At 44.2% G+C, this 11,114-nt stretch carries 14 protein-coding genes; 13 read left to right on the top strand and 1 reads right to left on the bottom strand.

Features of this window, described 5'->3' with window-relative positions; all coding sequences use genetic code 11:
- Positions 1–10 precede the first annotated feature (10 nt).
- From L976_RS05085 to L976_RS05140, 12 genes are all read left to right on the top strand, one after another.
- Complete coding sequence (locus L976_RS05085) at positions 11–964, top strand: YbgA family protein (protein ID WP_037420865.1); 954 nt, start codon at positions 11–13, stop codon at positions 962–964.
- Between the two features lie 120 nt (positions 965–1,084).
- Positions 1,085–2,122: a MerR family transcriptional regulator gene (locus L976_RS05090; RefSeq protein ID WP_047534851.1), complete on the top strand. Its 1,038-nt coding sequence runs from the start codon at positions 1,085–1,087 to the stop codon at positions 2,120–2,122.
- On the top strand, positions 2,112–3,650 hold the full coding sequence (gene phrB / locus L976_RS05095) for a deoxyribodipyrimidine photo-lyase (protein ID WP_047534853.1): 1,539 nt from the start codon (positions 2,112–2,114) through the stop codon (positions 3,648–3,650). Before L976_RS05090 ends, phrB begins: the two co-directional genes overlap by 11 nt.
- Positions 3,651–3,694: 44 nt before the next feature.
- Positions 3,695–4,141 carry a nuclear transport factor 2 family protein gene (locus L976_RS05100; RefSeq protein ID WP_047534855.1) on the top strand — a complete coding sequence of 149 codons (447 nt, stop codon included), beginning with the start codon at positions 3,695–3,697 and terminating at the stop codon, positions 4,139–4,141.
- A complete protein-coding gene (locus L976_RS05105) occupies positions 4,141–4,941 on the top strand; it encodes an SDR family NAD(P)-dependent oxidoreductase (RefSeq protein ID WP_047534859.1) in 801 nt (266 codons plus the stop codon). Before L976_RS05100 ends, L976_RS05105 begins: the two co-directional genes overlap by 1 nt.
- The gene (locus L976_RS05110; protein WP_047534864.1) at positions 4,938–6,188 is read left to right on the top strand and encodes an NAD(P)/FAD-dependent oxidoreductase; all 1,251 of its coding nucleotides are present in this window, start codon (positions 4,938–4,940) and stop codon (positions 6,186–6,188) included. Before L976_RS05105 ends, L976_RS05110 begins: the two co-directional genes overlap by 4 nt.
- A complete protein-coding gene (locus L976_RS05115; protein WP_047534867.1) occupies positions 6,185–6,976 on the top strand; it encodes a DUF1365 domain-containing protein in 792 nt (263 codons plus the stop codon). The genes L976_RS05110 and L976_RS05115 overlap by 4 nt, the downstream gene beginning before the upstream one ends.
- A 1-nt stretch (position 6,977) precedes the next feature.
- The gene (locus L976_RS05120) at positions 6,978–8,234 is read left to right on the top strand and encodes an SAM-dependent methyltransferase (protein WP_047534869.1); all 1,257 of its coding nucleotides are present in this window, start codon (positions 6,978–6,980) and stop codon (positions 8,232–8,234) included.
- Positions 8,235–8,276: 42 nt separating this feature from the next.
- The gene (locus L976_RS05125; protein ID WP_252977845.1) at positions 8,277–8,828 is read left to right on the top strand and encodes a DUF2878 domain-containing protein; all 552 of its coding nucleotides are present in this window, start codon (positions 8,277–8,279) and stop codon (positions 8,826–8,828) included.
- A 20-nt stretch (positions 8,829–8,848) separates the two neighbouring features.
- Positions 8,849–9,397, top strand: coding sequence for a chalcone isomerase family protein (locus L976_RS05130; RefSeq protein WP_047534871.1), 549 nt, complete (start codon positions 8,849–8,851; stop codon positions 9,395–9,397).
- Positions 9,385–9,936, top strand: coding sequence for a DUF3833 domain-containing protein (locus L976_RS05135; protein ID WP_047534873.1), 552 nt, complete (start codon positions 9,385–9,387; stop codon positions 9,934–9,936). The genes L976_RS05130 and L976_RS05135 overlap by 13 nt, the downstream gene beginning before the upstream one ends.
- 91 nt (positions 9,937–10,027) lie before the next feature.
- Complete coding sequence (locus L976_RS05140) at positions 10,028–10,240, top strand: hypothetical protein (RefSeq protein WP_047540153.1); 213 nt, start codon at positions 10,028–10,030, stop codon at positions 10,238–10,240.
- Positions 10,241–10,315: 75 nt separating this feature from the next.
- Here L976_RS05140 and L976_RS05145 read toward each other — a convergent pair whose 3' ends face one another.
- Complete coding sequence (locus L976_RS05145; RefSeq protein ID WP_037420843.1) at positions 10,316–10,660, bottom strand: DUF3634 family protein; 345 nt, start codon at positions 10,658–10,660, stop codon at positions 10,316–10,318.
- Positions 10,661–10,814: 154 nt separating this feature from the next.
- Between L976_RS05145 and L976_RS05150 the strand changes: the two genes are divergently transcribed.
- Positions 10,815–11,000 carry a hypothetical protein gene (locus L976_RS05150; RefSeq protein ID WP_037420841.1) on the top strand — a complete coding sequence of 62 codons (186 nt, stop codon included), beginning with the start codon at positions 10,815–10,817 and terminating at the stop codon, positions 10,998–11,000.
- The last annotated feature ends 114 nt before the right edge of the window (positions 11,001–11,114 follow it).

Raw genomic sequence — 11,114 nt, forward strand, 5'->3', positions numbered from 1 at the left:
GAATCTCATTATGTACAAGTTTAATCCGCAACGTATTCAAATAGGGATCAGTGCGTGCCTGTTAGGGGAGAAGGTACGTTTTGACGGTGGTCATAAAAATTCCTCCTATTGTAATCAAGAAATTGCCCCATTTTTTGATTATGTTCCTATCTGCCCAGAAATGGCGATTGGCCTAGGCGCACCACGTAAAAGTATTCGTTTAGTACGCGATGGTGAACAAATACGGGTACAGAGCGCGGATGGAAGTTTAGATGTCACCGAAAAACTCAATGATTTCAGTGAGCGCAAAGTAGAAGAGTTAGATTTTTTAGGCGGTTATCTACTATGTGCTAAATCCCCAACCTGCGGTATGGAACGTGTGACAGAGTACAAGATTGGCACCAATAACGGCTCTAAATCCGGTATTGGCGTATTTGCCCGCAAATTGATGGAACGTTATCCTCATTTACCGGTTGAAGAAGAAGGGCGTTTGCACGATATGGTGCTGCGGGAAAACTTTTTTACTCGGGTCTACGCCTATCACGATTGGCATACAATGCGTCACGAGGGGCTGACTAAGCATAAGTTAGTGAAGTTTCACTCCCGTTATAAGTACTTATTAATGGCCCACAGTCCTAAATGGTATCGCGAGCTTGGACCGATTGTGGCCAATATTGAGGATATTGAAGCGACTGCTGACCGCTATTTTACAGGCTTTATGACCGCCTTAAAAATCAATGCGACCCGTAGAAATCATACCAGCACCTTGCAGCATATTCAGGGCTATTTTAAAAAGCACTTAACTAAGGAGCAAAAACAAGAACTGTCTGAAATGATTATGAAATATCGTCAAGGACTCTTGCCTCTGTTAGTGCCAATCACCTTGATTAACCATTACTTAAGACAATTCCCAACGCCATATATTGAAGATCAAGTGTACTTAAATCCCCATCCGGAGGAGTTAAAACTGCGTTATGCCTACTAGGTTTTTGCTGATAGGTGCGTTTGATCAAAATGGCTTAACAGATACAAACCACGATTGACGAAATGGTTTAGCACAACATGCTTGGGCCAACCAATCTGATTCATGAGTTAAGAGACAAAAATGGAAGATCATAATTTAGAGCTTGCAGCTGATAATCCCAGCAGTAGCGAATTGCTGCCGATCGGTGAGGTGTCGCGGCTTACTGGCGTTAATGCGGTGACATTAAGGGCATGGCAGCGGCGTTTTGGGCTTGTTATCCCTGAGCGTACTCCCAAGGGGCACAGGCTGTATACTGCCGAAAATATTCAACAAATCCATGAGATTAATGCATGGTTAGCAAAAGGCGTTGCCATCAGTAAGGTAAAGCCATTATTGATTAGTTCGGCTAAAGCGATAGATGTCGCGAGTGTGCAATCTCAATCGTCTGATTTTTGGCATGAGCAGATATTGGCGTTAAATACTGCATTTTTTGAGTTAGATCAGCTCAAGTTTCACCAAATCTTAGATGAAGCCTTGGGCTTATATCCATTTCAATTGGTTAAACAAAAACTGCTACAAGCTTGGTTTGCACAATTAATGCCTTTATTGGAGCCGCGTTTAGATGTGGAGCTGCTACTTGCTTGGTTAGACAGTGAGTTAGCTAGCCGTATCGGTGGGCGTTTAAGCGTAGCGGGGCTAGCAAGTTCGCCCCAGATTGCGTTAGTGCGTTTGCCTTATGTTACATCGCAAAAAAATACAGAGCCTACGCTTGCGCCCAGTTCAAGCCTTACTAACCGTTTGTATTGCCTTGCACTATTACTGGAACTTGCCGATTTAAGAGTCTCAGTGGTCAACTTAGGCGTGCAACATATCAGCAGTCTTGGGCTAATCAATAACAGGCTTAAGGTTGATGCGTTAGTGTTATTGCCAGAGGCGAATCACTCACTATCAAAGCAGACAGAGCTGCAAATGTTGCTGGAAACTAAGTCACTCGCTTGCTATCTCGTTGGCCCTTTCGCGCCGACACTAACCACTTTATCGGACTATATGGCCCCTAGCGTTACTGAGATCATTCTGCAAATAACGGCCGCAAAGCAGCAACATAAAAAACAGTATCGTAGACAGAAAAACCAGGCTAACGCCGCACTGATTGAAGGAGGGAGCGCTGATGAGCATTAATCAATGCGGTTTGGAGAAACAGGCGTTAATGTGGTTTCGCCAAGATCTGCGCCTTACTGATAATCAAGCGTTTACGGCCGCCTGTGATTGGGTAAGGCAACATCATGCCACCAAGCTTAAAGCGATTTACATTGCCACCCCAAGTCAATGGCGTCGGCATGATATCGCGCCAATTCAACTCGACTTTATTCAGCGGCATGTGAATCTACTGGCCCAAGGACTGGCGAGTTTAGGGGTTGAATTTGAACTCATTCAACTTGATAGCTTTAAAGATATTCCCGCATTTTTAATGGGTTATTGTGAAGAGCATAGTATTGGACGGGTATTTGCAGGACGAGAACCTGAGATCAATGAGCAAAAGCGCGATCAAGCTTGTATTGAAGCGGGGATTCCTTTGGTGCTTAGTGATGAACATTGCTTATTACCACTGGGAACTGTGCTCAATTTAAGCGGTGACATGTATCGGGTGTTTACTCCTTTTAGCCGCAAGTGGCGAGAGGTTGCCGCAAAGCAGCCGATTGTGCCGCTGGGTGTGCCAGCACCGCTTGGTCCTATCTTATCGGAGCCTAAGCCATTATTTTTTAAAAATATCGGCTTTGCTGATTCTCCGACTAACAAGGGCACTACGCCATCAGAAACAGGTTTAAATCAAACCATATCAACCCCGCTTATCTCGAGTGAACAGTGGGCGGCAGGTGAGGGGCAAGCCAAGCGGCTGCTTAATCAATTTATTCAGCAAAAAGTGCAAGACTATAAGCAAGATAGAGATTTCCCCGCCATTGATGGCACCAGTGTTATCTCCCCTTATCTGGCGATTGGTGTGCTCAGCCCAAGGCAATGTGTCGCGGCGCTTTTACAACGTTTCCCTGAGGTAATGGTTGATGACACTAGCCCCGGGCGTACATGGCTAAATGAGCTGATTTGGCGGGAGTTCTACCGTCATTTGCTGGTGGCTTTTCCTGATTTATCCAAGGGACATAATTTTAATCGCCAAGCCGATCATGTGCCGTGGCGCAACAATCACGATGAGTTTTTAGCTTGGTGCGAGGGCAAAACCGGCTATCCGATAGTTGATGCAGCTATGCGGCAACTTAATCAAACCGGCTGGATGCACAATCGCCTGCGTATGGTGGTGGCGAGCTTTTTAACCAAACATTTGCTTATTGATTGGCGTTGGGGTGAGCGGTATTTCCGCCTGCATCTTATCGATGGCGATCTGGCGGCTAACAATGGCGGTTGGCAATGGTCGGCAGGATGTGGTTGTGATGCGCAGCCGTACTTTCGGATTTTTAATCCTATGAGCCAGAGCGAAAAGTTTGATCCAGATGGCCGCTTTATTCGTAAGTACTTACCAGAACTCGCATCTTGGGGCGTTAAGCGATTGCATCAACCGAATCAGCAAAAAACGCCTTCGTTGTTTGAAGCACCATTATTTGCATCGCAAGCGGATTATCCCTATGCGATTGTTGAGCACAATGCGGCAAGAGCAAGAGCGCTGACGGTACTGGGTGTGCTGAAAAAGGCTTAGACCACAAGTTCAACCTTAATACTTATCCCTTAGGGAGTGTCTGGATGATAAACCAAGCGAAGATTGAGCATAGCGGATTAGTAGATGATTTTATCGGCCTCTATCAAGCGTTAAATAAGGATAATCTGCATCTACTTGTAGATGTCTATGATGACAATATTTGTTTTATCGATCCTATGCATCAAGTGAATGGCTTAAACGCGTTGACACAGTATTTTGCCAAGCTTTATCAAAATATTGGCTATATTCATTTTGAAATCAAAGAAGTATTACAGGATGACACTCAAGCATCGCTGTTTTGGCAAATGCAATATCGTCATCCTAAGCTCAATAAAGGAGAGATAGTTCGGGTTGATGGGATGAGCCAGCTTAAGTTTCATCAGCGCATTTATTTTCATCGGGACTATTTCGACCTCGGGCAAATGCTGTATGAACATTTGCCTTGTATGGGCGGACTTATTCGCTTGCTTAAAGATAGGGCGGCTAAGTAATGACCTCTTTGCTCACCAAAAAAATCAATACAGTGCTGATAACTGGGGCAAGTTCAGGTATCGGTTTGCAGTTAGCAAAGGATTATCTGGCCTTGGGTTGGCATGTGATTGCCTGTGGCCGTGACGCCTCAAAACTTGATTTGTTGGCGCAGAAGGAATTGATAGGCGCCACTTGCTTGAGTTTTGATATTAGCGATCGTGTTCAAGTCCAGCAGGCTGCTACTGAGCTAGGCGATATGCTCTCGAGCAGTGAATGTCTATTGGATATTGTGATCCTCAACGCCGGTAGTTGTGAGTATATCGACGATGCAAAACATTTTGATGATCAGCTCTTTGAGCGAGTCATTCACACTAACTTGATTGCAATGGGCTACTGTTTAGGGGCATTTTTGCCTCTAATGCCAAAAGGATCGAAATTAGCCTTGATGAGTTCCAGCGCGATTTATTTACCCTTTCCCCGTGCCGAGGCTTACGGCGCATCTAAAGCGGGCGTTAAGTACTTGGCTGCGAGTCTGTCACTCGATGTTGCGCAAGATGATATTCGTGTCAGCGTGATTTGCCCTGGATTTGTAGCAACCCCCTTAACCGCCAAAAATGACTTTGCCATGCCAATGCAAATTGATGTGCATGAAGCTTCGTTGGCGATTCGTGTTGGTATCGAACGCGGCGACGCAGAGATCCATTTTCCAAAACGATTTACTTATTTGTTGAAATTGATGTCATTTTTACCAGCATTTGTATGGCAAAAAATGATCCAAAGAGATAGCCAAGCAAAAGCGCTAAAGGACACCGGAAGATGAAAAATATTGCCATTGTAGGTACTGGGATTTCAGGGCTGACCTGCGCTCATCTATTGAGCCAGTCACACAAAGTGACTGTATTTGAGGCTAATGATTATATCGGTGGCCACACTGCCACTGTGGATGTGGATTATCAAGGTAAAACCTATGCGATAGATACTGGGTTTATCGTATTTAACGATAGAACTTATCCCCGTTTTGAGCGGTTATTAGCCCGCCTTAATGTCAGTATTTTGCCGACAGAGATGAGTTTTAGCGTGCACAATGCGCTCACTGGGCTTGAATACAATGGCCATCATTTTGCGAGTTTGTTTGCCCAAAAGCGTAACCTCCTGAATCCGCGCTTTTGGGCCTTTTTAAATGAAATTGTTCAATTTAATAAAAGCTGTAAAGCCATTTATCAGCTGGACCAATATCCTGATGCTAATTTAGGGGATTTCCTCGACAGAGAGCGCTTTTCAGCTTTTTTTGCGGAGCATTATATTTTGCCAATGGGCGCGGCGATTTGGTCATCGAGCATTGAAGATATGCGGGCTTTTTCGCTGCGCTTTTTTATCCGTTTCTTCGAGCATCATGGACTGTTAAATGTAACAGACAGACCACAATGGTATGTGCTGAAGGGCGGTTCACGCAGTTATATTCCTGATTTAATTGCACCATTTAAAGATAATCTCCATTTAAACAGCCCAGTTAGTGCCATCGAGCGCCATGATGATTGCGTCAAGCTTCAGGTTAATGGCGAGTGGCATGTGTTCGATGAAGTGATTCTAGCTTGCCATAGCGATCAAGCGCTTGGGATGCTAACCGATGCAACCTCCGCTGAAAAAGCTATTTTGGGCGACTTACAGTATCAAAATAATGAAGTGGTGCTGCACACGGATACCCGCATTTTACCTAAGCGTAAAGCGGCTTGGGCAAGTTGGAATTATCGCTTAGATGGCGATAAAAAACGCCCCGCCTCTGTGACTTACAATATGAATATTCTGCAGCGCCTACCTAGCGACGCGCCAACCTTTTGCGTAACGCTTAATCAGAGTGAGCTCATTGATGAGTCGAAAATTTTGCGGCGTTTCAACTATGCTCATCCAGTCTTTAACGAACGTAGTTTACAGGCACAGGCAAGGCGGGAGGAGATTTCTGGCAAAAACCGCACCCATTTTGCAGGGGCCTATTGGCACAATGGTTTCCATGAAGATGGTGTACGTAGTGCGTTAGATGTTTGCGACCATTTTGGGATCAGCCTATGAGTGAGCTCAATAGTGGTATTTACTACGGCACTGTGACGCATAGTCGCTTTACCCCAATAAAACATCACTTTAGCTACCAAATGGCGTTGCTGGCGATTGATTTGGATGAAGTTGATTCTATCAGTCGTATGGGGCGGATATTTGCTAGTCAGCGCCGCGCCTTGCTGAGATTTAATCCTGCGGACTATCTCACTACGTTTACCTCAAAGGACAATCTTAACCGCAAACTCGATATAGAGGAGCCGAGTGCTTCAGCCCTCAAGAGCCGAGTGTTGAAGCAAGTGGCAGAATTGGGCGGTGAAGAGCGATGTAATCGAGTGCTATTTGTTGGGCAAATTCGGCATTTTGGCGTGTATTTTAGCCCGGTAAATTTCTATTTTTGTTATCAAAATCAACAGCCTTTATACATGCTTGCCGAAGTGAGTAACACCCCGTGGGATCAGCGCCACTGCTATTTAGTGGATTTATCGGCTCCTGAAACAACGGATAAAGTGTTCCATGTTTCGCCTTTTATGAATCTTGATATGCGCTACCAGTGGCATGTTGCCCCACCCAGTGAACGCTTAAATATTGGTATAGAAAATCTGCCGAATCATTCAGGCAAGCGTTTATTTAATGCAACGCTTTCGATGACTCGCCAAGACATTAATGCCACATCACTTAGGACGCTGTTGTTTCGCTTCCCTTTTATGACGTTGAAAATTTTCGGTGGGATTTACTGGCAGGCGTTAAAGCTGTTCTACAAACGAGTGCCTTTTGTGCCACATCCTGCTCAAATGGAGAAATAATATGGAAAACACTGCATCGCAATCTTCAGTTGTTACGGCAAAATTGCCTGACAGTCTTGCCCGTAAGCTACTGCTTAAGGCATTAGAAAATCTCCCTAACGGATGTTTAACCTTAGTCGAGGGTGATAAAAGCTATCGTTTTGGTGAGCACCACAGTGAGCTACATGCAACGCTAGTCGTGAAGCATCCGAGCTTTTATCGTCAAGTGATGTTTTCAGGCTCCATCGGTGCAGGTGAGGGGTATATTCAAGGCCATTGGACCAGCCCTGACTTAACCAAAGTCGTGCAACTTTTTGCTCGAAATTTGCCGTTGCTTGACCAGATTGAAGCTAAATTTAGTTGGCTTACTGGCTCGATTAATCGCTTTAAGCACTTGCTTAATCGTAATTCTCAACAGGGCTCTAAGCGTAATATTCTTGCCCATTACGATTTGGGCAATGCGTTGTATGAGCAGTTTTTAGACCGTGAAATGCTGTATTCCAGTGCCTTGTATCCCCATAGCGAGGCAAGCCTTGCTGATGCGCAGCTACACAAGCTCAAAACCATTTGCGAACGGCTCGATTTAAAGCCGGGGCAAACCCTATTAGAAATCGGTACTGGTTGGGGCGCTTTGGCGATTTACGCAGCTAAACATTATGGCGTGCACGTTACGACCACTACCATCTCCGATGCCCAATATGCCTATGCTAAAGCGCGGGTCGAACGTGAAGGGCTAAGTGACAGTGTGACTTTGCTGACCGAGGATTATCGAAATCTTAGCGGTCAATACGATAGATTGGTGTCTATCGAGATGATTGAAGCCGTAGGTCATGAATATTTGCCTGGATTCTTTAAAAAGCTGGAATCATTGCTCAAACCCGAAGGGCGGATGTTATTACAGGCAATCACTATTTCAGATCAGCGTTACGATAGTTATCGTAAAAGCGTTGATTTTATTCAGCGATATATTTTCCCTGGTGGCTGTTTGCCTTCGGTTCACCAAATGGTTGGCCATTTGGCGAAGCGCACCGATATGCAGGTCTGGTCGATTGATGACATGGGCTTAGATTACGCCAAAACCTTAAAGGATTGGCACGACAACTTTGATCGTTCCGTTGCCAAAATCCAAGCCCTTGGTTATGGAGAAGATTTTATTCGCATGTGGAAGTTTTACCTCAGTTACTGCGAAGGCGGATTTTTAGAGCGCACCACAAGCACTGTGCATTTAGTGGCTGTACGTCCCGGGTATCGTTTACCTAATACGATTAACCGTAGTTAACGTCGCGCTGAGATGCTCCCTATGGTCAGATACATTCAAAATATGTCTAAGCTTCAAGGGGTTATTATCTACAACGCCTTGAGCTTTCAGTGTGTTTGGTGGAGTAGCATCTTATGGGGTAATCGAGTGTTGTTACTCAATATCTCATTGTTATTGATTCATTTTTTACTGTTGGCTTTGGTTGAAAACCGACAAGCTGTGTTTCGGGACTTCAGTACCATGATTAAGGTGGGGTTGCTGGGTATTGCGATTGATACCTTGCTCACTTTGTTCGGGATATTTGAGTTTACCGTTTTACCTTGGTGGCTTGCTTGTCTATGGCTGCATTTTGCCTTGAGCCTGCACCATAGCCTCATTTTTATGCGTGCTTTACCTATTATTTTGCAGGTTATATTGGGTGGTGTATTTGGCAGTCTTAGCTACATTGCGGGCGCGCAATTTAATGCGGTGACGCTTCCTTTTGGCGAAAGTATTTCCATGATTATCCTTGCTGTTGTTTGGGCTATCTTATTGCCGCTGTTTATCAAAATATCCCGTAGTTATAGGCCGGTTAGGCGTTATGGGCTTGAACATCGTCGCTTGTGCGATCGTTAATTTTCAAGTGGAGGAATCGGATGTCTATGCTATCGACTAAAACCTATCTTAGCGTCATCTTTGGGTTGTTACTCCCTTTTGCTGGATATGCAAATTCAACCTCTACGGTCGATAACTCGATGACCCAGGATCTTGTTGAGGTTGGGCGCGGCGAAATGGATTGGCTGTGGTTCAACTTATATAAAGCTCGTCTGATGACGCCAACCGGTCAGTATCAGCAGGGGGAGTATCCGCAACTGTTAGATATTGAATATTATCGTGATATTGATGCTGCAGATTTACTGGAAGCCACAGCCGACCAATGGCGACATTTAGGTTATGCCGATAGTGATATTGGTCGCTGGCTTAATTTACTAAAAGGTATTTGGCCTGATGTCACGCCAGGTGATCATTTAAGTTTTAAGATTATCGATGCAAACCAGAGTCAATTTTATTTTAATCAACAACCCCTCGGGCTTATCCAAGAACCACAATTTGCACAGGCTTTTTTAGCGATTTGGTTATCGACTAAAACCAGTCGTCCAAGTTTGCGAGCGCAATTACTAGGAGAAAAATCATGCGATTGTTAACGCTAAATTGGACTAAAAATGTCATCTTAAGTTTATTGATGCTCAGCCTGTTATCTAGTTGTTCCTCGGTTGAAGTAGCTGATTATCAAGGTACAAATCCACCATTAGTATTGGAAAAATTCTTTAATGGCCCGCTTAAGGCATCGGGCATCGTTGAGGATTTTAGTGGCAAAGTGATCCGTAAATTCAATGTCACTATGGAGGCGAGTTGGAAAGGGAACGAAGGTGTTATCGATGAATGGTTTGTCTATGATGACGGTGAAACCCAAACCCGTATCTGGCGTATAACCTCCCTAGGTGATGGACAATATACCGGCACGGCAGGCGATATTATTGGTACTGCAGTAGGTGAGGCGAGGGGAAGCGCGCTGCGCTGGCGCTACGATATGTTATTGCCTGTTGATGGTGATGAATACCAAGTGCATTTTGATGATTGGATGTTTTTAGTTAATGACAATACCATCATCAATAAAAGCGACATTATTAAGTGGGGGGTTACCGTTGCTAAGGTGACTTTAGTGATCCAAAAGCTAGATTAAGCGACTTGCTGCCATGGTTAACGGTATGGCTTGGCTAATAATCGCTCTCTGACTGCTCTAGACTGGCTCAAAGCAATCTATCGTGAATCATATAATGAAAAAGTATTGGATGTTACTGGCTGTGTTAGCAAGTATTTCATTAACAGCTTGTTCTAACATTGATTTTCGTTTCGAAGACACTTCAGAGAAACAAGCAGATCCTCATCAATCGAGTGGCGATCCTATGATGCAAGATAATGAGCGCCGTGTTCGTGATGCGCGCGAAGATGGAAAGCTAGAGCCAAAGGATCCGATTAAATTCTAAGATTGATCAATCTCAATAGAGTTTGAGTGGATTGTGCAGCCCTTACTTTGACATAAGGGCTGATGATTCGGAAAATTAACCCGCTTGACGACTATTATCCACTGTCTTCTTATCGTAATACTCAAAGGGAAATTGATTACGGATCCTTTGTTGTAGATTGTCATTTACATTGGCAGATATATGTAGTCGGACGTCGGTATTTTTCTCGGCTCTGATAGTACAAGTGAGTTTATCTGCTTTAGCAAGATGTCGACATTCCTTCTCGAAACGCTCGGGGATTTTGCCTTTGTGGTGAGTCATACGGCCGTCTTTAAAGTGCATTTCGAAAATAGTCGATCCCTTCTTACCACCAAATATCAGCTTATAAACCAGAAACAAACCAATTGCGATAAAAATAAGTTTAAAAATCGTAGCTGTCATGATGTCTCCTATCTTATGTTTATAGAATAAAGATACTCTGGAGTAGCAATGTTTAACAGTGCGCTAACACGCAATTTTAATTTGGCAACGTTAGGTTTATGACCTAGTGTTAATCAATTAAGGAAATATCATCCCCTTCGTTAAGGAAAACGCTATGTACCTATCAAATGCAGACCGTTGGTCGTTATTGTGTAAAATGCAAATTGAAGTGATCGACAAATTATCTTCGCACTTTCCTGAGCGAAAAGAGCCGCTAAGCGAGTTAACTCATGGTTGGCGACACTTGCAGCATCAAGTCCAAACGGGGGATAGGCCGATAGTGCATGAGCTGATAAAGTAAATTGCTAAAATCACAGATACAAAAAAGCCACTCAAAGAGTGGCTTTTTTGTTTTTTATGGTGCCGGCACCAAGAGTCGAACTCGGGACCTACTGATTACAAGTCAGTTGCTCTA

Origin of the sequence: Shewanella sp. ZOR0012, assembly GCF_000798835.1 — a bacterium.
GTDB lineage: Bacteria > Pseudomonadota > Gammaproteobacteria > Enterobacterales > Shewanellaceae > Shewanella > Shewanella xiamenensis.